At 73.9% G+C, this 19,675-nt stretch carries 20 protein-coding genes and 1 pseudogene; 3 read left to right on the top strand and 18 right to left on the bottom strand.

The features are described 5' to 3' along the window. Positions 1–48 precede the first annotated feature (48 nt). The 15 genes and pseudogenes from ACWCYY_RS38250 to ACWCYY_RS38180 form a co-directional block, all read right to left on the bottom strand. Positions 49–684, bottom strand: a complete 636-nt coding sequence (locus ACWCYY_RS38250; RefSeq protein ID WP_449798676.1) for a hypothetical protein — start codon at positions 682–684, stop codon at positions 49–51. 13 nt (positions 685–697) lie between these two features. Beyond that, entirely contained in the window at positions 698–1,249 is a 552-nt protein-coding gene (locus ACWCYY_RS38245) for a hypothetical protein (protein WP_380148699.1), read from the bottom strand. A 28-nt stretch (positions 1,250–1,277) separates the two neighbouring features. Further along, complete coding sequence (locus ACWCYY_RS38240; RefSeq protein WP_345289457.1) at positions 1,278–1,826, bottom strand: hypothetical protein; 549 nt, start codon at positions 1,824–1,826, stop codon at positions 1,278–1,280. Continuing rightward, positions 1,823–2,281, bottom strand: a complete 459-nt coding sequence (locus ACWCYY_RS38235) for a hypothetical protein (protein WP_345289456.1) — start codon at positions 2,279–2,281, stop codon at positions 1,823–1,825. Before ACWCYY_RS38235 ends, ACWCYY_RS38240 begins: the two co-directional genes overlap by 4 nt. Further along, on the bottom strand, positions 2,278–3,432 hold the full coding sequence (locus ACWCYY_RS38230) for an MlaD family protein (RefSeq protein WP_345289455.1): 1,155 nt from the start codon (positions 3,430–3,432) through the stop codon (positions 2,278–2,280). The genes ACWCYY_RS38235 and ACWCYY_RS38230 overlap by 4 nt, the downstream gene beginning before the upstream one ends. After that, positions 3,432–4,682, bottom strand: coding sequence for an MCE family protein (locus tag ACWCYY_RS38225; RefSeq protein WP_449798675.1), 1,251 nt, complete (start codon positions 4,680–4,682; stop codon positions 3,432–3,434). The genes ACWCYY_RS38230 and ACWCYY_RS38225 overlap by 1 nt, the downstream gene beginning before the upstream one ends. After that, a complete protein-coding gene (locus ACWCYY_RS38220) occupies positions 4,679–5,668 on the bottom strand; it encodes an MCE family protein (RefSeq protein WP_449798674.1) in 990 nt (329 codons plus the stop codon). Before ACWCYY_RS38220 ends, ACWCYY_RS38225 begins: the two co-directional genes overlap by 4 nt. Continuing rightward, positions 5,665–6,723: an MCE family protein gene (locus tag ACWCYY_RS38215; RefSeq protein ID WP_449798673.1), complete on the bottom strand. Its 1,059-nt coding sequence runs from the start codon at positions 6,721–6,723 to the stop codon at positions 5,665–5,667. The genes ACWCYY_RS38220 and ACWCYY_RS38215 overlap by 4 nt, the downstream gene beginning before the upstream one ends. Further along, complete coding sequence (locus tag ACWCYY_RS38210) at positions 6,720–7,751, bottom strand: MCE family protein (RefSeq protein WP_449798672.1); 1,032 nt, start codon at positions 7,749–7,751, stop codon at positions 6,720–6,722. Before ACWCYY_RS38210 ends, ACWCYY_RS38215 begins: the two co-directional genes overlap by 4 nt. Then, positions 7,748–9,013, bottom strand: coding sequence for an MCE family protein (locus ACWCYY_RS38205; protein ID WP_449798671.1), 1,266 nt, complete (start codon positions 9,011–9,013; stop codon positions 7,748–7,750). Before ACWCYY_RS38205 ends, ACWCYY_RS38210 begins: the two co-directional genes overlap by 4 nt. After that, complete coding sequence (locus tag ACWCYY_RS38200; protein WP_345289447.1) at positions 9,010–9,837, bottom strand: MlaE family ABC transporter permease; 828 nt, start codon at positions 9,835–9,837, stop codon at positions 9,010–9,012. Before ACWCYY_RS38200 ends, ACWCYY_RS38205 begins: the two co-directional genes overlap by 4 nt. Before the next feature lies 1 nt (position 9,838). Next, complete coding sequence (locus ACWCYY_RS38195) at positions 9,839–10,633, bottom strand: MlaE family ABC transporter permease (protein WP_345289446.1); 795 nt, start codon at positions 10,631–10,633, stop codon at positions 9,839–9,841. Then, positions 10,633–11,508, bottom strand: a pseudogene (locus ACWCYY_RS38190) (ABC transporter ATP-binding protein); the annotation flags it as partial. The gene ACWCYY_RS38195 and the pseudogene ACWCYY_RS38190, both read right to left, overlap by 1 nt. Positions 11,509–11,516: 8 nt before the next feature. Beyond that, positions 11,517–12,506, bottom strand: coding sequence for a hypothetical protein (locus ACWCYY_RS38185; RefSeq protein WP_449798670.1), 990 nt, complete (start codon positions 12,504–12,506; stop codon positions 11,517–11,519). Positions 12,507–12,710: 204 nt separating this feature from the next. Then, entirely contained in the window at positions 12,711–13,364 is a 654-nt protein-coding gene (locus ACWCYY_RS38180; RefSeq protein ID WP_345289444.1) for a hypothetical protein, read from the bottom strand. A 414-nt stretch (positions 13,365–13,778) separates the two neighbouring features. On the opposite strand from ACWCYY_RS38180, the gene ACWCYY_RS38175 reads away from it, so the two are divergent. After that, positions 13,779–14,972, top strand: a complete 1,194-nt coding sequence (locus tag ACWCYY_RS38175) for a PucR family transcriptional regulator (protein WP_449798669.1) — start codon at positions 13,779–13,781, stop codon at positions 14,970–14,972. Positions 14,973–15,053: 81 nt separating this feature from the next. Beyond that, positions 15,054–16,016 (top strand): alpha/beta fold hydrolase, encoded by a 963-nt coding sequence (locus ACWCYY_RS38170; RefSeq protein ID WP_449798668.1) that lies wholly within the window; start codon positions 15,054–15,056, stop codon positions 16,014–16,016. 59 nt (positions 16,017–16,075) lie between these two features. On the opposite strand, the gene ACWCYY_RS38165 is transcribed toward ACWCYY_RS38170, so the two are convergent. Together ACWCYY_RS38165 and ACWCYY_RS38160 are read right to left on the bottom strand one after the other, a co-directional pair. Next, complete coding sequence (locus ACWCYY_RS38165; protein ID WP_449798667.1) at positions 16,076–16,840, bottom strand: glucose 1-dehydrogenase; 765 nt, start codon at positions 16,838–16,840, stop codon at positions 16,076–16,078. 90 nt (positions 16,841–16,930) lie between these two features. Then, on the bottom strand, positions 16,931–17,572 hold the full coding sequence (locus ACWCYY_RS38160; RefSeq protein WP_345289439.1) for a helix-turn-helix domain-containing protein: 642 nt from the start codon (positions 17,570–17,572) through the stop codon (positions 16,931–16,933). Between the two features lie 123 nt (positions 17,573–17,695). Between ACWCYY_RS38160 and ACWCYY_RS38155 the strand changes: the two genes are divergently transcribed. After that, entirely contained in the window at positions 17,696–19,069 is a 1,374-nt protein-coding gene (locus ACWCYY_RS38155; protein ID WP_449798666.1) for an FAD-dependent oxidoreductase, read from the top strand. Positions 19,070–19,097: 28 nt separating this feature from the next. Here the strand turns inward: ACWCYY_RS38155 and ACWCYY_RS38150 are convergent, their stop codons facing one another. Further along, positions 19,098–19,532, bottom strand: a complete 435-nt coding sequence (locus tag ACWCYY_RS38150; protein WP_345289437.1) for a VOC family protein — start codon at positions 19,530–19,532, stop codon at positions 19,098–19,100. Between the last annotated feature and the right edge of the window lie 143 nt (positions 19,533–19,675).

The following is a 19,675-nucleotide window of genomic DNA, read 5'->3' as shown; positions in this document are numbered from 1 at the left end:
CACGCCACGGCCCCGCCTCCTTGACGTCCCGTCAGGGTGGCCGCCGGTTCACCGGCCGAAGGTGTCGATGGCCTCGATCCGCCAACCCCCGCCGGAGCGGACGGCGTCCAGGGCGAACATCGCGGCCGAGTAGGTCGGCCCGCCCTTGGCGTCGGCGGCGGTGCTGGTGTTGCGCTGGTCGGCGAAGACCAGCAGCCGGGCCCGGTCGCCGTCCAGGGCCGAGACGGCGGCGTCGGTGACGGTGGTGGTGAGCACCAGCTTCTTCGCCTCGGCCTGGGTCCGGACCTCGGCGAGCAGCGCCTTGTGCCGCTCCACCGCGCCGCCGGTCAGGTAGCGGGCGGCGGCCCGGTCGGTGCGCGCCGGGTCGGCGTGGTCGTAGGAGAAGAGGGCGTTCACCGCCTCGCTGAGCTGCCCCTTGGCCTCGCTGGTCCGGGCCGGGTCGGTGAGCGCCGTGTTGTGCCGCCCGGAGTCGGCCCGCAGCCCGGCGGCGGCGTAGGAGGCGTAGGCGGCGAACGCCGCGAGCAGCAGGGCGAGGGCGAGCAGCACGGCCGACAGCCGACGGCGGCGGCGCACCGGCGCGGGGACGGGGGCGGGGGCCGGGGACGGGACGGCCGTCGCCGGGGGCCGGGCGGCCGCGGCCAGGCGGCGCTGACGGTTGATCAGGTGTCGGGTGGTGGTGGACATCGCTGCTCGCTCCTTACCGGCCGGTGGTGGTGGTGCCCATCGGGGCCTGGCCGAGGGCGCTGAGCTTCCAGCCCTCGGCGGTCCTGGTCAGACGGGCCAGCATCCGGCTGTCCTTGCTGGTGGGCTGGGTCTCCTTGGCGGTGCGGACGGTGATCCGGACCGCGACCATGACGGCCGCCTGGCCGGTGCGCTCGTCCAGCTCGGTGACGGCGCCGTCCAGCACCCGGGCGGTGGTGGTCGACTGGGCCTGCTGCACCTGCTTCTCGAACTCGCCCCGCCCCTGCACCAGTTGGGCGTGCAGCTCACCGGTGGTGGAGCGTTCCCAGAGGTCCAGGCCCGGGGCCAGCGCGGCGTGGTCGAGGGTGTTGAGGTTCTGCACCGCCTGCTCCCCGGCGGCCAGCACCTGGTCCCTGGCCCGGGCCAGCTCGCCGGTGCGGTCGTGGGCGGCGGCGTACCAGGACCAGCCGCCCCAGGCCGCGAGCAGGGTGGTGACGGCCAGCAGGGCGACGGCGAGCAGCTGCAGGCGTTCACGGATCGGGCGCACGGGGCGGGGGCGGCGTCGCACGGGTCTTCCTCCGGTGGTGGTGGGGCGTTCAGAGGGACGTCAGGTCGCTGATCACCCAACGGCCGTCCACGGGGCGGGCGGTGACGCGGAGTTGGGCGCCGGTGAGGACCGGCGGGTCCGCACCGCGACGGGCGCTCTGGTCGAGCAGCACCAGCAGCTCGGCCCGGTCACCGGTCAGCCGGATCACCCCGGTGGCCACCGCACGGGTGGTGAGGGTGAGCCGCTGCTCGGCCGTCCAGCCACGGAGTTGCTCGCTCAGCCGGCGGTACTGCTCCTCGGCCGCGCCGGTGAACGCGGCACGGGCGGCCGACCGCCCCGCCTCGTCCTGGTCGGCGCTGTAGGAGAAGGCCCGCCCGAGGGCGGCCTCCACCTGCCCGACCACCTGGCCGGCCAGCTGCTCCCGGGCGGCCGCGTCCCGGTCGCGGGCCCCGGCGCGCACGCTCCAACCGGCGGCGGCCATCGCCAGGCCGAGCAGCAGGGCCAGCGCGGGCAGCCCCCAGCGGAGTAACTCCCCTGCCCGGGAGGCCGGTTGCTCTTCGGCAGCGGCCGTGCCGGGGACGGTCTCGACGGCCGTCACGGCGCCCCCACCGGCACGGTGGTCAGCGCGGTCGCCTTCCAGCCGCCGCTCCGGCGGGCCAGCTCCACCGCCACCCGGCGGCGGTCGGTGGTCACGGTCCCGTCCGCGAGGGTCTGCCGCAGCCGCAGCACGGCGATCAGGCCGGCCGTGCCGGAGGCACGGTCCAGCCGGGTCAGCGCGGCCTCCGCGACGGTGGCCGAGGTGGTCGAGTCCGTTGCCGCCGCGCCGAGTTGCGCGAGCAGCGGCCCGTCCGCGACCGCCCGCCAGCGCGACCGGGTGCCGTCCGGGTCGCGGCCGTCGGCGCTGCCGAGCACCTCCGCCGCGCTCCGCCCGGCGGCCAGTACGGCCTCCCGCTCGCGCACCCCGTCCTCGCCGCGCCCGGCCTGCCACCACCAGCTCAGGGCGCCCGCCGACAGCACCAGTACGGCCAGGACCCGGAACACCCGCAGCCTCACCGGCCCGCCCCCGGGGTGGCCGGTGCGACAGGGGTCGGCACCCCGCCCTTGGGGGCGTTGGCCGAGCCGCGCACGGCGGTGCCGGAGGAGGCGGAGGCCGCGCACCGCGCTGCGGTGTTCAGCGGCGGGGCCGCGCCGGTGTCCAGGCCGTTCCGGTAGGTGGTGGCCCCGTACCCGTCGGTGCAGGGCAGCGGGGAGAAGAAGGTGACGGCCATCCCCATCCTCGCGCCCTGCTCGGTGACCGCGGTGGAGCCGGCCGCCGCCACCGCCGGGAGCCGGACCAGCAGTTCCTCGATGCCGTGCTGGCGGGTGACGCCGAGTTCGGCGGTGGTCAGCAGGTTGGCCAGCAGCACGCTGGTGGACGGGTCGAGCTGCTTCATCAGCGCGCTCACCTGCCCGGCGGCCTGCGGGCCGCCCGCGATCACCCGCTGCAGGTCGCCGTCCGAGCGGGCCAGTTGGGCGGCCAGCTCGGAGGCACCCGTGGCGAAGGAGCGGATCGCGTCGGCCTCCTCGGCCTGGGTGCGCAGCACCGTCTCGCCGTCCACGATCAGCCGGGTGGTGGCGGGCAGCGCGGCGTCGGCCGCCTTGAGGAAGGTGCGGCTGCCGTCGAGCAGCGCCTGGAGGTTGTCGGCCTGGCCGTTGAAGGCGGTGCCGAGTTCGTCGACGACGGTGCGCAGCGAGGCGAGCGGCACCGAGCCGACCAGCGCGTCGGTGCGGGTCAGCAGGTCGGTGACGGGCGCGGGCACGCTGGTGGCGGAGCGGGGGATCCACGCGCCGTCGGCCAGGTAGGGGCCCTGGTCGGTGCTGGGCCGCAGGTCGAGGTACTGCTCGCCGACGGCAGACAGGCCGGCCACGGCGGCGGTCAGCGTGGCCGGGATGCGGGGCGCGTCGGAGGAGATCCGCAGTTCCGCCCGGACCCCGTCGGGGGTGAGCCTGATCGCTCCCACCCGGCCCACCGAGACGCCCCGGTAGGTGACGTCGGCGTGCTCGAACAGGCCACCGGTGCGCTCCAGTTGGACGTCGACCCGGTAGTAGTCGCGCAGGCCGACGTAGCGGCCGAGGTCGGCGTGCTGGACGGCGATGTAGCCGAGCACCAGCACGGCGATCAGCAGGAAGGCGAGGTTCTTCGCCCGGACGGCCAGGTTCGGCATCAGCGCGCCTTTCCGGACGGGCGGCCCACCGAGGGCAGCGGCAGCGGCAGGCGCCGGGCCTCCGGGGAGGCCGGATCGGTCGGCTGGTCGGTGGGCGGATCGGTCGGAGGGTCGGTGGGCGGGTCGGTGGGCGGGTCGGTGGGCGGGTCCGTCGGCGGGTCGGTCGGCGGGTCCGTGGGCTCCTCGGTGGGCTGCGGGGTGGGCTGGGGCGGCGGCGCGGCGGTGTCGTCCGGGTCCAGCTCGGGGAAGATCCGGGTGCCGGGAGCGGCGGCCAGGTCGAGGTAGACGTTCAGGTAGTCACCCTTGACCCCGCGCAGCACCTCGTCGGTGAACGGGTAGGTGAGCAGCACCTGGAGCGAGTCCGGCAGCGCCTTGCCCGCGTCCGCCAGGCCGCGCAGCACCGGGGCGATCGCCTTGAGGTCGGCCACCACGTCCTCCTTGCTGCGGTTGACGGTGTCCACCGCGACGCCCGAGAGGGTGTCCAACGCGCGGAGCAGGGTGACCAGTTCGCCGCGCTGCTGCTCCAGCACCCGCAGGCCGGGGCTGAGCTCGGTGAGCACGGTGCCGATCTGCCGGTCCCGGGTGGCCAGGGTGGCGGCCAGCCGGTCGATCCCGTCGAGCGCGGCGGTCAGGTCGGCCCGGTGGGCGTCGAGCTCGCCGGTGAAGGTCTTCAACCGGTCGAGGACGGACCGCAGTTGGGCCTCGTTCCCGGTCATCGCCCGGCCCAGTTCGGTGGTGATGGTGCGCAGCTGGTCGATGCCGCCGCCGTTGAGCAGCATGGAGAGCGCCCCGAAGACCTCCTCCACCTCGGTGGAGCGGCCGGTGAGCTGGGCCGGGATCACCGCGCCGTCGCCGAGCCGTCCGCCGCCCTGGGCCTGCGGGTCGGCGGGGGTGGTGAGCCGGACGTACTTCTCGCCGAGCAGGCCGGCCTGGGCCACCTCGGCCCGGCTCCCTGCGGGCAGCCGGACGTCGCCGTTGACTCGTAGGGTGACCACCGCGCTCCAGTCCTCGGCCAGCGTGATGGCGGTGACCCGGCCGACCGCGACGCCGTTCACCTTGACCGCCGACTGCGGCACCAGGCTGAGCACGTCGGCGAACCGGGCCTCCAGGCGGTAGGAGTGGTCCCCCAGTTCGGCCCCGCCGGGCAGCGGTGCGTCCTGCAGGCCGCCGAACCCGCCGCAGCCCGCGGTCAGGCCGGCGGTCAGCACGGTGGCCAGCGCCAGGGACAGGTGGTGCGGTCGACGGGTCATCGGTCCACCCCGGGCAGTGGCAGCGGCAGGGTCAGTTCGGTCAGGTTCGCCCGGCCGGTGATCGTGCCGGCCTTCGGGTCGTAGGCGCGCAGCAGGTTGCCGGCCGCCAGCGGGGCGGTGTCCAGCAGTTCGGCCAGGGAGGCCCGCTGGTCCACCAGGCTCTGGGTGATCGGCACCAGCTGGTCGATCCCGTGGGCGAGGCGGGTGCGGTTGTTCTCCACGAAGGTCTTCACCTCGCCGAGGGCGACGGCCAGTTGGTGCAGGGCCTGGCCCAGCTCCTCCTTGTCCTCGGCCAGGTAGGAGCTGACGGCGGCCAGCCGGTCGGTGACGGTGCGCACCCGGCCGTCGTTCTCCTTGAGCATCGCGGCGAAGGACTCCAGCTGGGTCAGCGTGGCGAACAGGTCCTCGCTGGAGCCGGAGAGGGTCTTGGCGGCCCGGCCGAGCTGCTCGATCGAGTCGCCGATCAGCTTGCCGTTGCCGTCCAGGTTCCGCGCCCCGGTGTCCAGCAGCCGGGAGAGCGCGCCCTGGGAGTTGGCCCCGTCCGGGCCCAGCGCGGTGGCCAGCTCGGTGAGGCTCTCGTAGAGCTGATCGATCTCCACCGGCTGGGCGGTCCGCTCGACCGGGATCACCGCCCGGTCGGCCAGCAGCGGCCCCTCCGTCCAGGCCGGGGTGAGCTGCACGTACCGGTCGGCGACCACGCTGGGGGCGACCACCACGGCGGAGGCGGAGGCCGGCACCTTCACGCCGTGGTCCAGGCCGAGTTCGACCCGCACCTTCGCCCCCTCGGGGTGGACCGAGCGCACGGTGCCGACCTTGACGCCGAGCACCCGCAGGTCGGATCCGGCATAGACCCCGACGGCGTGGTCGAAGTACACCGTCACCCGGCTTCCCTCCGGGCCGGGGACGGCGATCAGGGTGGCCGCCACGGCGGCCGCGGCGGCGGCCAGGGCGATGAGCGCCCGGCCGCGGCCCGAGAGCACGCTCATCCCCGGCCCCCCGTCGGCCGGACCGGGCGGCAGCCGGTGGCGGGCGCCGTCCCCTCGGGCAGGTAGGAGGGCGGCACCACCCCGCACAGGTAGGCGTCGAACCAGCGGCCGTTGCCCAGGGTGTTGCCCATCAGCCGGTAGTACGGGCCGAGCAGTGCCAGGGTCTGGTCCAGGCTCTGCTGATTGGCCCGCAGCACCCCGGTGACGCGCTCCAACGCGCTGAGGGTGGGCGCCAGTTGGCGCTCGTTGTCCTTCACCAGGCCGGTCAGCTGGGTGGCCAGCGCGCCGGTGCCGGTGAGCAGTTGGTGCACCGCCTCGCGGCGGCGCTGGAGCTCGGCCAGCAGCGAGTCGCCGTCGCTCAGCAGGGCGCTGAAGCGCTCGTTCTGGTCCGCCACGGTCTTGGTCAACTTGCGGCTCCCGGCGAGGAGTTCGGCCAGCCGGGCATCCCGGTCGGCGATGGTGCGGGAGAGCCCGGCCAGGCCCTCGGCGGCGCTGCGCACGGATTCGGGGGTGGTGGCGAAGGTGTCCGAGATGGTCCGGAAGGACTCGGCCAGCTTGGCGGTGTCGATCGCGCCCACCGTCCGGCCGAGGCCCTCCAGGGCCTGGGTGACGTCGTAGGGCGAGGTGGTCCGGCTCGCCGGGATGGCCACCTTGGGGTCCTGCTCGCCGGCGCCCAGCGGGTCCAGCGCGAGGTACTTGGCGCCGAGCACGGTGCGGATGCCGATCGCGGCGGTGGTCGCGTCGCCCACCCACACCTCGCGGACCCGGAAGCCCACCCGGACCTTGGCCCCGCTCAGCACGACCTCGGTCACCTTGCCGACCTTGGCCCCCGCCACCCGGACCTCGTCGCCCGGCCGCAGCCCGCCCGCCTCGCTGAACTCGGCCGTGTACGCGGTGCCCCGGCCGAGCAGCGGCAGCCGGTCGCCCTGGTAGGCCAGGCCGCAGACCAGCAGGATCAGCAGCAGCCCGACCGCGCCGACCACCACCGGGTTGCGCTCGCGCAGCGGCCGGAAGAGCGGCCCGCGCACGGCGGTGCCCCCGTCGGAGCGGCTCATCCCCGGCACCTCGCTTCGTCCACGGTGACCCCGGTCGGCGGCACGGAGCCGTCACCGGTGGTCACGCCGGTCACGGTGGCCTGGCACAGGTAGAGGTTGAACCAGGAGCCGTAGGAGGCCAGCCGGCCGAGGGTGGTCAGCTTCTCCGGGCTGCGCCGGAGGAAGTCCTCCAGCTGGGTGCTGTTGTCGGCCAGTCCGGCGGAGAGCCGGCCCAGCTGGCCGATGCTCTCCTTGAGCGGTGCCCGGCCCTCGGCCAGCAGCCCGGCGGTGGAGGTGGTGAGCGCGCCCACGGCCTGCACCGCCTCGCCGATCGGCTGCCGGTCGCGGTTGAAGCCGGCCACCAACTGCTGGAGGGTGGAGACCAGTTCGGTGAAGCCCTGGTCGTGGGTGTTGACGGTGGCGACCACCGTGTTCAGGTTCTCGATCACCCGGCCGATCACCTCGTCCTTGGCGGCCAGCGTGCCGGTGAGCGAGCCGACGCTGCGCAGCAGCCCCTCGACCGTGCCGCCCTGGCCCTGGAGGACCTGGACGATCTCCTCGGCCAGCTTGTTCACCTCGTCCGGGGCCAGGCCCTGGAACAGCGGCTGGAATCCGCTGAACAGCTGGGTGAGGTCCAGCGCGGGGTGGGTGCGCTCCACCGGGATGGTGGCGCCGGGCGCCAGCTTCTCCTCCAACGGGCCGGTGCCGCGCGCCAGTTCGAGGTAGCGGCGGCCGACCAGGTCCAGGTACCTGACCGAGGCGGTGACGCTGCCGGGCAGCGGGGTGCCCTTGCGGACCTTGAACCGCACCAGCGCGTAGCGCCGGTCGGTGACGCCGACCGACTCGACCTCGCCGACCCGCACGCCCGCGATCCGCACGCCGTCCCCGGCGGCCAGGCCGGTGACGTCGGTGAACCGGGCCCGGTAGGCGACGGTCTCGCCCACCCCGGTGTCGGCGATGCCGAAGGCCAGGGCGGTGGTGGCGAGCGCGGTGACCACGACGAAGACCAGTGACTTGACGACCGGTCCGATCAGGCTGCGGCGCCTCACTTCAGCCTCACCTCCGCCCCGCGCAGCAGCGGCCCGGCCAGCACGCTGCTCCAGTCGGGCAGGTCACCGGCCGGCGCGAGCAGTTCGTTCACCAGGGCGTTCTCCTGCGGTGAGTTGGGCAGGCCGAGGCCGGCCTCGCCGGGCGCCGGGAAGCCCTGGCCCGGCGGCACCGCCGCCGGGGTGGTGCCGCGCCCGGTGTAGGGGGTGTCGTAGCACTTCGGGCCGCCGGTGGCGGTGTAGGCCGGGGCGTCCTTGCCGGGCCGGTAGGCGCCGGGGCTGGGCACGGTGTTCACGGTGACGTGCAGGCCCGGCCGGTCGGTGCCCTTGCCCAGCGCCTTGTCCATCACCGGCACGAAGTCGGCCAGGGTGCGCAGCGTGCACGGGTAGGCGGGGGCGTACTCGGCCAGCAGCCCCAGGGTGCCCCGGCTGTCGGCGGAGAGCCGGATGAGCGTGTCCCGGTTGCGCGTCAGGAAGTCCGTGACGTCCCCGGCGGCGGCCGTGGAGGAGGCGTAGAGCGCGCGCAGCCCGGCCCGCTCGCGGGCGATCGTGCCGCTGGTGGTGGTGAAGTCGGTCAGGGCCTGGAGCAGGTCGGGCGCGGCGTCCCCGTAGGCCTGGCTGACCGTCACCAGCTGCGCGATGTCCCGGTTCAGGGCCGGGAGTTCGGGGTTGAGCCGGGCCAGGTGGGCGTCCAGTTCGGTGAGCGTGGCGCCGAGCTGGGCGCCGCGGCCGCGCAGGGCGGTGGCCACCGCGCTCAGGGTGGCGGCCAGCTTGTCCGGCTGGACGGCGTTGAGCAGCGGCAGCAGGTGGTCCAGCACCTGCTCCAGCTCGGCGGCCTCGGCGGTGCGGTCCTGGGCGATCACGGCCCCGGCCCGCAGCGTCCCGCCCGCGGTGGCGGTGGTGTCGGGCACCAGGGCGACGTAGCGCTCGCCGAAGAGGGTGGTGGGCAGCAGACGGGCCGTCACCCCGGCCGGGATCTCGGCCAGCCGGGCCGGGTCGAGGGCCAGGGTGAGCCGGGCCCGCTCGCCGTCGGCGCCGATCCGGCTGACCCGGCCGACCACCACGCCGCGCAGCTTGACGTCGGCGTTCACCCGCAGCTCGTTCCCGGTGGCGTTGGTCTCCAGCAGCACGGTGCTCTCGTCGCTGAAGGCCTTGCGGTAGACCGCCACGCAGAGCCCGGCCAGCAGGGCGGGCACCAGCAGGAAGACCAGGCCCAGCACGGCCCGGGCGGGGCGGCGCCGGTCGGTGGCGCGGAAGGCGTTCATCCGGTCACCCGCACGGTGGTGGTGGCGCCCCAGATCGCCAGCGAGAGGAAGAAGTCGGTGATGCTGATGATCACGATGGCGTTGCGGACCGAGCGGCCCACCGCGATGCCGACCCCGGCCGGGCCGCCGGTGGCGTGGAAGCCGTAGTAGCAGTGCGCCAGGATCACGATCACGCTGAACAGCAGCACCTTCAGGGCCGACAGCAGCACGTCCTCCGGGGCCAGGAAGAGCCCGAAGTAGTGGTCGTAGGTGCCGGGTGACTGTCCGTTGACGGAGACCGTGACGGCGCGGGAGGCGGCGTAGGAGGAGAGCAGCCCGACCCCGTACAGCGGCACCACGGCCACCACCCCGGCGATGATCCGGGTGGTCACCAGGTACGGGAGGCTGCGGATGCCCATGCCCTCCAGGGCGTCCACCTCCTCGTTGATCCGCATCGCGCCGAGCTGGGCGGTGAAGCCCGCGCCGACGGTGGCCGAGAGTGCGAGGCCGGCCACCAGCGGGGCGATCTCCCGGGTGTTGAAGTAGGCCGAGATGAAGCCGGTGAAGGCGGTGGTGCCCAGCTGGTCCATCGCGGCGTGGCCCTGCAGGCCGACCACCGTGCCGGTGGCCGCGGTCATCCCGACCATCACCCCGACGGTGCCGCCGATCACCCCCAACCCGCCGCTGCCGAAGGCGACTTCGGCCAGCAGCCGCTGCACCTCGCGGAAGTAGCGGCGCAGCGCGCGGGGCACCCAGAGCAGCGCGGCCAGGTGGAAGACCAGGTGGTCCCCGACGGTCTCCAGCCACCCGAGCGGGCCCCGGGCCGCACGGCCGGGCAGCGCCATCTCAGGCTCCCTTCTGCGGGATGATCCGCAGGTAGACGGCGGTGATCACCACGTTGATCACGAACAGCAGCAGGAAGGTGACCACCACGGTCTGGTTCACCGCGTCGCCCACGCCCTTGGGGCCGCCGCGCGGGTTGAGGCCCCGGTAGGCCGCCACGATCCCGGCCACGAAGCCGAAGACCAGCGCCTTGAACTCGCTGACGTACAGGTCCGGGAGCTGGGCCAGGGCGGAGAAGCTGGCCAGGTAGGCGCCCGGGGTGCCGTCCTGGAGCATCACGTTGAAGAAGTAGCCGCCGAGCGTGCCGACCACCGAGACCAGGCCGTTGAGCAGCACCGAGACCGCCATCGCGGCCAGCACCCGGGGCACCACCAGGCGCTGCACGGGCGAGACGCCCATCACCGCCATCGCGTCCAGCTCCTCGCGGATCTTGCGCGAGCCGAGGTCCGCGCAGATCGCCGAACCGCCCGCACCGGCGATCAGCAGCGCCACGATCAGCGGGCTGGCCTGCTGGATCACGGCCAGCACGCTGGCCCCGCCGGTGAACGACTGCGCGCCCAACTGCTCGGCCAGCGAACCCACTTGGAGTGCGATCACGGCACCGAACGGGATCGACACCAGCGCCGCCGGCAGGATCGTCACGCTCGCCAGGAACCAGAACTGCTCGATCAGCTCCCGCCACTGGAACGGCCGCCGGAACACGTCCCGCACCGTGGTGGCGGCCAGCGCCAGCAGCTGCCCGCTCTGCCGCAGCCCACCCGTCAGCGGGTTGCCCTTCACCGGGTCGGCCGCGCTCACCGCAGCACCGCCCCGCGGCGCGGCGGCAGGCCCGGCGATGGCTGCAACTGCTGTGGCAGTGGCCCCGGTTCGGCCTCCTGGTAGGGCTCCTCCAGCGCCAGCTGGGCCTCGTCCTTCTCCTCCGACATCCCGATCGGCCCCTCCCGGCGCCCGCCGAGGAACTGCCGCACCACTGGCTGACGGCTGGTCAGCAGCTCCTCCCGGGAGCCGAAGGCCACCAGCCGGCAGCGGAACAGCATGCCGATGTGGTCCGGCACGGTGGCCGCGATGTCCAGGTTGTGGGTGACGATCAGCATGGTGGCGCCGATCTGCGCGTTCAGGTCCACCAGCAGCTGCGACAGGTAGGAGGTGCGCACCGGGTCCAGGCCCGAGTCCGGCTCGTCGCAGAGCACGATCTCCGGGTCCAGCACCAGCGCCCGGGCCAGGCCCGCGCGCTTGCGCATCCCGCCGGAGATCTCCCCCGGCAGCTTGGCCTCGGCGCCGTTCAGGCCGACCATCTCCATCCGCTCCAGCACGATCCGGCGGATCTCCGCCTCGGTCCTGCGGGTGTGCTCGCGCAGCGGGAAGGCCACGTTGTCGTAGAGGCTCATGGAGCCGAACAGCGCGCCGTCCTGGAACATCAGGCCGAAGCGCCGGCGGGCCCGGTAGACCTCGCGCTCCGGGCCGCGCACCATGTCGACGCCGTCCACCAGCACCCGGCCCCGCTCGGGCCGCAGCAGACCGATCACCGACTTCAGGAAGACGGTCTTGCCGGTGCCCGAGGGCCCCAGCAGCACCGTCACCTCCCCGGGCGGCAGCGTCAGCGTGACGTCCTCCCAGACGGTCTGGCTGCCGAAGGACTTGGTCAGCCCCTCGACGGTCACTTCGATCCCCATCCCGGCTCCTAGCCCTGGTCCGTGGTGCGGCGGTGCGGCAGGGCCGGCAGCTGGATCTCCGGCTCGCAGCCGTTCGGCTGGTCACTGGTCGGGGTGCAGATCGCGCCCTGCACCAGGTTGAGCGAGTTGCCCGGCCCGGAGACGGCCGCGGTGAAGAGCGCGTCCAGGTTCTCCGCCCCGTTCCCGCAGCCCTTGAACTCCGGTATCACCAGGTCCCGTTGGGAGAGCGGCCCGCCGCCGATCAGGGTGTAGTCGGGCTTGCCGTCGCCGCCGCCCGGCAGGTGGTCGTCCTGGCGGCCCTTCAGCTCCAGGTTCACCGGCCGGGCCGTGCGGCAGTTCGGGCCGACGTCCAGCGGGGTCCCGTTCACCTTCACGTCCCGCAGCCTGATCGACTGGTAGCCGCCGATGGTGAACTCGACCGGCTGGTCCCAGTCGGTGTTCCCGGTCGCCACGATGGTCAGCAGGCCCCGCGGCTCCAGCTCCATGACGGCGGTGGTCGGCATGAAGCCGTAGGTGAGGAAGGTGGTCTCGCTGGGCGGGAGTTGGAGGTAGCCGAGGTTGTCGGCCTCGAAGTACGGCTGCTGCCCCTCCGGCGGGTCCCAGAGCGTGACGAACCGCCGGCTCATGTTCACCGCGGTCAGCGCGGGATGCCCGGCCGGGTCGTTGAGCACCGAGGCCTGGTGCTGCTTGCGCACGTTGGCGAAGCCGACCGCGTAGGCGCAGGCCCCCACCGGCGGGAACGGGCCGGTCTCCTCGTTCGGCACCACGAACGCGCCCTCGGGCACCGGCGGCAGCCTGGCCTGGTCCAACTCGCCCTCCGGGGCGGGCGGGCAGGTGTTCACCCCCGAGTGCGGCTGCTCCTGCGCCGCCACCGCGGCCGGAGAGCTCCCGGGCACGGCCCCGGACGGGGCACCCGGCACCGTGCCCGCCAGCAGCGCGGCCGCCAGGACGGCGGCCGGCTTCACGGGCACGGCAAGGCGACGCACCGCGTCCCTCATCTCAGGACTCCTCTTGGCTCGGGACGCAGGACAGTACGGCCGGGTAACAAGCCCTCACAAGCGATCGCACGCGGATCGTCGGGAGCGCTCTCCCCGGCCCGGATTTCCTGTCACCGGATGACAAAAGGACCCTGACGGCCTGTCATCCGGTGCGTGTGTTCGTACCCGGACCCGGGTGGTGGCCCGGGCCCGGGTACGGATGCCTCACGGGGAGGTGATGACCTGCGGGGCGCTCAGCACGTACGCGGCGTTGTAGACCGCCGGGTCGTTGTTGTTCAGCAGACCGAGGCAGGAACCGGAGACGTTGTACGCCCGCAGGTCACCGCCGCTGATGGTGAGGGTGTTGGTGGAGTTGCTGTAGCTGCCGGTCAGGGTTGCCGTCGAACCGGCGGTCGGGCCCTGGAAGTCGGCCGTGCAGCCGGCCCCGCTGATGTGGGCCTTCACCCCGGTCAGGGTGCCGGTGGTGACACCGGTGCCCGCGTTGTAGCTGACCGCGTTCAGCGACCACGGCAGGCCCTGCGGGGTGACGCTGAAGGTGATGCCCAGCGGACCGGAGCAGCTGGTCCAACTCACCGAGGTGATCGAGGAGATGCCCGCGCCGGTGGCGGAGCTGGTGGCCAGCGTGCCGGCCGCGGAGGAGGAGGTACAGGTCAGCTTGGTGCCGGTCTTGGTGTCGGTCAGCTTCGGCGAGGTCGCCTTGGCCGTCCAGGGGCCGCCCGGGCTGGCGGTCCAGCCGGCCAGCAGGCCGGAGGAGGCGGACTGGGTGCCGGCCGTCGCGGTGGTCGGGGCGAGCGTCATGCCGGCCACGGCGGCGAGAGCCGCCGCAGCCACCAGGGCGCCCTTGACAGGCTTGCGCACGATGGGTCCTCTCTGTGGGGGCGGACCCGCCGGGGCACGACCAACTCTCCTGACGAAGAAATGAGTTGGCGCCGAGGCGAATCCGGGGAAGCGAGGCGAACGGGTGGGGCCGTCCTCGCTGGTCCCGGACATTACGCGCCGGTAATCAGGCCCCGCAACGGAGCCGGAACAGTTCCGGGATTCCCGGCCGCGCGCTGCGGATTTCTTGTTCCGGCGCTACCAGAAAACCCCCGCGCCGTTGTCCCGGAGTGAGCCCCGAGTCCCCCTCCGCGGCGCAGAGTGCCAATCCGGTAGCGGAACGCCGACCGGCAGTTCGACGTCACGACTGGTGCGCTGACGACCACTCGTGCCCTATCGTCAGCGAACCACCACACGTCGTATGCGTCCGGCCGCCCCCGGACGCCAGGGGGACTCATGGCCACGCCACGCCGGGCGCCCGGCTCCAGCTCGCCGCTCGACCAGGTGCCGCGCGAACTCGCCGCCGTGATGCGGCCCGAACTCCCGGGCCTGCTCAAGGAGATGGCCGCCGAGATCGTCGCCACCATCCCCGAGTACCGCGAACTGCTGGAAGGACCCGCCGCCCGCGTCATCCGGGTCGGCATCGAACAGAACATCGCCACCTTCGTCGACCAGGTCGCCGCCCCGACCGCCACCACCTCCCTGCGCGACGAGATCTGCCGCCGCTTCGGCCGCCACGAGGCCCTGGAGGGCCGCAGCCTCGACATGCTCCAGGACGCCTACCGGATCGGCTGCCAGGTCGCCCTGCGCCGGGTGCGCGCCGTCGGCCGCCGCCACAACCTCTCCGCCACCGTCCTGATGGCCTTCGCCGACGCCCTCTTCGCCTACATGGGCGAGATCGCCGAACTCTCCCGCGAGGGCTACCTCCAGGCCATGGCCGAACTCGGCGAGGAGCCCGACAACCGCCGCCGCCGGCTGCTGCGCCGCATCCTCAGCGGCACCGGCGCCGCCCGCACCGCCCTCGCCGAACTCGCCGACCACGCCGCCTGGCCGCTCCCCGACCACGTCACCCTGGTCGCCCTCGCCCCCGGCGCCCGCCCCCACCGCGGCGTCCTCGACCGCGACGTGCTGCTCGACCTCTCCGACCGCGAACCCCACCTGCTGTTACCCGGCCCGCTCACCCCCGCCCGCCGCGAGGGCCTCACCGCCGCCCTGGCCGGCTGCCGCGCCGCCGTCGGCCTCACCACCCCGCTCGCCGAGGCCGCCGACTCGCTGCGCTGGGCCCGCCGGCTCCTCCCGTACACCACCGGCCCCCTGACGTACTGCCAGGACCACCTCGTCCACCTCTGGCTGCTCAGCGACCCGGCCCTGCTCCACCAGCTCGACCGGCACTACCTCGCCCCGCTCGCCGCCCTCACCCCCACCCGGCGCTCCCGGCTGCTCGACACCCTGCGCGCCTGGCTCACCACCCGGGCCAGCGCCCCCGACCTCGCCGAACAGCTCGGCGTCCACCCGCAGACCGTCCGCTACCGGCTGCGCGTCCTGGACCGCGCCTTCGGCGAACGGCTCGCCGACCCGGAGTCGCGCTTCGCCACCGAGATCGTGCTCCGCGCCACCGCGCTCACCGGCCCGCCCCCGCCCGCGCGTTGACCGCCCGACCGCCCCTCGGTCCCCCGCCCGGGGTGCGGCGGCACCCTTCCGCTCCGTGCGCGGAGCACCCAGGATGACCCCATGACGACCGCGATAACGCACCGCTACGTCGAGTCCGCCAGTGGCCTGCGCATGCACGTCGCCGAGGCCGGCACCGGACCGCTCGTCCTGCTCCTGCACGGCTTCCCCGAGGGCTGGTACTCCTGGCGCCACCAGCTCACCGCCCTCGCCGAGGCCGGCTACCACGCCGTCGCCCCCGACCAGCGCGGCTACGGCCGCACCGGCGGCCCGGACGCGGTGGACCAGTACACCATCCTCCAACTCGCGGGTGACGCCCTCGGGTTGATCCCCGCCCTGGGCGCCGACCGGGCCGTGGTGGTCGGCCACGACTGGGGCGCCCCGGTCGCCTGGCACACCGCCCTCTTCCGCCCCGACCTGGTCCGCGGCGTGGCCGGCCTCTCCGTCCCGCCCTACCCGCGGATGCCGGTACGGCCCACCGAGCTGTTCCGCAAGGTCTTCGGCGACGCCTACTACATGCTCCACTTCCAGCGGCCCGGCGTCGCCGACGCGGAGCTCGCCCGCGACCCCGCCACCACCTTCCGCCGCCTGCTGGCCGGCCGCGCCGCCGACCCGGCCGGCCTCACCCCGCTGGTCCCCGAGGGCAAGGGCTTCCTCGACGCCTTCCGCTCCCCCGAGACCCTCCCGGCCTGGCTCACCGAGGCCGACCTCGCCCACTTCGCCGCCGAGTACACCGCGTCCGGCTTCACACGCCCGCTCAACTGGTACCGCAACCTCGACCGCAACTGGGAGCTCACCGCCCCCTGGCAGAACGCCCGCATCCGCACCCCGGCCCTGCTGGTCGTCGGCGACCGCGACCTGGTCGTCGCCAACGACGCCGCCAAGGCGCTCATCGCCACCCTCGACCAGCACGTCCCCGAACTCGCCGCGCCCGTCTGGCTCACCGACTGCGGCCACTGGACCCAGCAGGAGAAGCCCGCCGAGGTCAACGCCGCCCTGCTCCGCTTCCTCGACGACCTGGGCTGACGGAACGCCGGAGGGCCCGGGCGGCCTCATGAGCGCCCGGGCCCTCCCTCCGCATCCGCCTACTGCCCCATCACGTACCGGACCGTGGGACCGGTGGTCCACCCACCGTCCACCGCCAGCTCCGCACCGGTGATGTACGAGGCCTCGTCCGAGAGCAGGAACACCGTGGCCGCGGCGATCTCCGGCGCCTCGCCGACCCGGCCCATCGGGGTGTTCGGGTAGTTCCCCTCCCCGCGCTCGATGCCCACCTGCGCCGTCATCGGCGTGTAGGTCATGCCCGGGTGCACCGAGTTGACCCGGATCCGGTCGACGCCGAGCTCCACCGCGCCGATCTTGCTCAGCCCGCGCACCGCCCACTTGGAGGCGCCGTAGCCCGCCGTCAGCGCCAGGCCCATCAGCCCGGCCGCCGAGGAGATGTTCACGATCGAGCCGCCACCGGCCTCCCGCAGAGCCGGGACCACGGCCTTCATGCCGATGAACACCCCGGTCAGGTTGATGTCCACCACCTTCCGGAAGTGCTCCACCGACTCGTCCACCAGGAAGCTCCCGGTGGAGATGCCCGCGTTGTTCACCAGCCCGTGCACCCCGCCGAACTCCGCCACCGCGAAGGCGACCACCGCAGCCCAGTCCGCCTCCGAGGTCACGTCGTGGTGGTGGTAGCGGGCCCGCTCCCCCAACTCGGCGGCGGTGGCCCGGCCCTCCTCGTCCAGCACGTCGGTGATCACCACGTTGGCACCGGCCGCCACCGCCTGGCAGGCCGCCTCGGCACCCAGGCCGCGGGCTCCGCCGGTGATCAGGACGGTCTTGCCGTTGAGCTCGGTCATGACTTCTTGCTCCCTTGCGATGGTGGTGCTCGGTGCTCCCGGACGGCGGGGTGGTGCCGCCCGGCGTGTGTGGCGCCGCGTCCGGGCGGGTCAGCCGTCGATGTCGAGCGCGGGCAGCGGTGCCGTGAGCATCGCCCCGGCCATCGCCACCAGATCCGCCCGGAACAGCGCGTCCCCCGTCAACAGCCGCTCGCCCGCCTCCAGTTGACGGGCCCGCTCCGCCAGCGCCGCGCCGACCAGGATCAGCGCCAGGTCGATCCGCTCCAGCCGTACCGGCTCGGGCAGTTCGAGCAGCGAGGTCTCCAACTCCCCGATCAGGCGCCAGTACCCGCCCCCCGCGAGGTGCGGATGCGGCTCCCGCGTCCGGATGCCGCTCCGGTAGCTGATCTGCGCCGCGATCCGCAGCCCGTCCCGCCCCGCGTCACTCGCCAGCTCGGCCGCCTCGGATGCCACCAGCGCGTCCAGCAGCACCGGGAGCGGCTGCCCCTCCGGCCGCGGCAGCAGCGCGTGCAGCGACCGCTCGGCCCGCTCCTGCCGTTCGCGCATCACGGCGTCCAGCAGCCCCTCCCGCGAGCCGAAGTGGTACTGGACGGCGGAGGGGTTGGACTGCCCCGCCAACCTGACCACGTCGCGCAACTGGGCACCGTGCACGCCCTGTTCGGCGAACAGACGGGCACCGGCCCGGATCAGTCGGTCACGGGTGGGCGTGCCACCCGCCGGAGTTCTCGGCATGCCTCCACTCTAATGCTCACCATTATTAAAGTCGAACGCCCGTCGGGCCGACCCCGGATTGCCGAAGGAAGATCATCAACTAGTAGGCTGCCTGCGCAACACGGCGCGACGAAGGGGAGAGCGATGGCGCGGGTTGCGGTGGTCGGCGGAGGAATCAGCGGGCTGGGCACGGCCCTCATGCTCGGACGGCGCGGCCACACGGTCACCCTCTTCGAGCAGGACGACCGGCAGGCCGGGGCCGATCTGGAGCAGGACTTCTACCACTGGAAGCGACCCCGGGTACCGCAGGCCAACCACCCGCACTCCTTCCTCGCACCGGTCCGCACCGTCCTGCGCGCCGAACTCCCGGACGTCCACGCCGAGCTGCTGGCACGCGGAGCCCGCGAGTACCACGACTTCGACTGGTTCGGGCAGCACCCCCCGTACCGGGCCGGCGACGAGGACCTGGTCACCCTGCGCACCCGCCGCATCGTCCTCGAGACCGCCCTGACCACGGCCGTCCGGCACGAGCCCGGCGTCCGGGTCCGGCGCGGCTGCCGCGTCGAGGGCCTGACCTTCCGTCAGGACTCCCCCACCCGGGTCACCGGCGTACGGACGGACTCCGCCACCCACCCGGCGGACCTCGTCGTCGACGCCTCCGGCCGCCGCTCCCCTGTCCCCGGCTGGCTGACCGCTGCCGGCCGCCGCCCACCCGTGGTCGAGAGCCACCGCGCCGGCATCGCCTACCTCTGCCGCTGGTACCGCCTGCGCCCCGACGGCCCGCGCGACCCCGGGCGGGTGAAGACCGGCTCCGACGCACCGTTCGCCCTCGCGGGCGTCTTCCCCTCCGACAACGACACCTTCGCCGTCAGCGTGGTGCTCTCCACCGGCGACCCGACCCGCAGCGCACTCCTCGACCCCGCCGTCTTCGAGACCGTCGCCCGCCGCTTCCCCGCCCCCGCCGCCTGGCTGGCCCTCGACCCCGAACCGCAGACGCCGGTCCTGGCGATGGCCGGGCTGGACAACCGCTGGACCTCACTCGTCGACGACACCGGCCCCGTGGTGACGGGCCTGGTCAACGCCGGCGACAGCCTCGTCCACACCAACCCCACCCTCGGGCACGGCGTCGCCCTCGGCCTGCGCGCCGCCCAACACCTCGCCGCCCACGCTGACCGGATCGCCGCCGACCCCACCGAGTACCACGCCTGGACGGTCCGCGAACTCCGCCCGTGGTTCGACGCCCAGGTGACCGCCGACCGCGGCAACGAGCAACGCCTCACCGGGACTTCGCCCTCCCCCGACCTCCGCGCCGCCGCCCGCGCCGCCTGCGCCTTCGACGACCCGGTCGTCATGCGCGCCCGCGCCCAGGTCCGCCACCTCCTGAAGCCGGCGGCGGACGCCTACGGCACCGAGGAGGTGGACCGCGCCGTCACCGACTGGCTTGCCGCCCGCCCTGACTTCGCACCGACCCACGACGGTCCGACCCGGGCCGAGTGGGACGCCCTCATCCCCGGCTGAGCCGAGAGGGCGAAGGGCCCCGCCCCCGTCAGTCGAGGCAGAACTCGTTCCCCTCGACGTCCCGCATCACGATGCAGGACTCGTTCTCCTCGTCGGCGTACAGCACCACGTCGCATACGGCGCCGAGCGCCACCAACCGGTCGCGCTCGGCCTCCAGCACCGCCAACCGCTCGGCCCCCACCAGCCCGGTGCCGGCCCGCACGTCGACGTGCACCCTGTTCTTGGCGACCTTCCCCTCCGGCACGGACTGGAAGAAGAACCGCGGCCCCTCCCCCGTGGGATCCACCGCCGCCGACCAGGCCCCCACCCCCGAGGCCGGCAGCGTACTCACGTACTCCTCCCAGTCGGCGAAGCCCTCCGGCGCCGCCGGAGCGACGTAACCGAGCACCTCCCGCCAGAAGCGGGCGACCCGCTCCGGCTCGGCGCAGTCGAACGTGATCTGGACTTTCCTCAGTGCGGCCATCCGGCCACCGTAGCAACGAAGACGATCACAGGCACCAGGATTTTCCGCCCCGGAAACGCAGAGAAGCCCCCTGACGAATCGTCAGGGGGCTTCTCTTGAATGATTGTTCGGCGGCGTCCTACTCTCCCACAGGGTCCCCCCTG

It is taken from the genome of Kitasatospora sp. NPDC001664, assembly GCF_053596675.1.
The sequence above is the reverse complement of the archived record's forward strand: the minus strand, read 5'-3'. Positions and strand labels throughout refer to the sequence as shown.

Bases quoted from the DNA above. Each gene is read 5' to 3' on its own strand.
- ACWCYY_RS38250 (WP_449798676.1), bottom strand. From the start codon at position 684: ATGTCCACCACCACCCGACACCTGATCAACCGTCAGCGCCGCCTGGCC.
- ACWCYY_RS38230 (WP_345289455.1), bottom strand. From the start codon at position 3,432: ATGCCGAACCTGGCCGTCCGGGCGAAGAACCTCGCCTTCCTGCTGATC.
- ACWCYY_RS38225 (WP_449798675.1), bottom strand. From the start codon at position 4,682: ATGACCCGTCGACCGCACCACCTGTCCCTGGCGCTGGCCACCGTGCTG.
- ACWCYY_RS38220 (WP_449798674.1), bottom strand. From the start codon at position 5,668: ATGAGCGTGCTCTCGGGCCGCGGCCGGGCGCTCATCGCCCTGGCCGCC.
- ACWCYY_RS38215 (WP_449798673.1), bottom strand. From the start codon at position 6,723: ATGAGCCGCTCCGACGGGGGCACCGCCGTGCGCGGGCCGCTCTTCCGG.
- ACWCYY_RS38205 (WP_449798671.1), bottom strand. From the start codon at position 9,013: ATGAACGCCTTCCGCGCCACCGACCGGCGCCGCCCCGCCCGGGCCGTG.
- ACWCYY_RS38200 (WP_345289447.1), bottom strand. From the start codon at position 9,837: ATGGCGCTGCCCGGCCGTGCGGCCCGGGGCCCGCTCGGGTGGCTGGAG.
- ACWCYY_RS38185 (WP_449798670.1), bottom strand. From the start codon at position 12,506: ATGAGGGACGCGGTGCGTCGCCTTGCCGTGCCCGTGAAGCCGGCCGCC.
- ACWCYY_RS38175 (WP_449798669.1), top strand. From the start codon at position 13,779: ATGGCCACGCCACGCCGGGCGCCCGGCTCCAGCTCGCCGCTCGACCAG.
- ACWCYY_RS38170 (WP_449798668.1), top strand. From the start codon at position 15,054: ATGACGACCGCGATAACGCACCGCTACGTCGAGTCCGCCAGTGGCCTG.
- ACWCYY_RS38165 (WP_449798667.1), bottom strand. From the start codon at position 16,840: ATGACCGAGCTCAACGGCAAGACCGTCCTGATCACCGGCGGAGCCCGC.
- ACWCYY_RS38160 (WP_345289439.1), bottom strand. From the start codon at position 17,572: ATGCCGAGAACTCCGGCGGGTGGCACGCCCACCCGTGACCGACTGATC.
- ACWCYY_RS38155 (WP_449798666.1), top strand. From the start codon at position 17,696: ATGGCGCGGGTTGCGGTGGTCGGCGGAGGAATCAGCGGGCTGGGCACG.
- ACWCYY_RS38150 (WP_345289437.1), bottom strand. From the start codon at position 19,532: ATGGCCGCACTGAGGAAAGTCCAGATCACGTTCGACTGCGCCGAGCCG.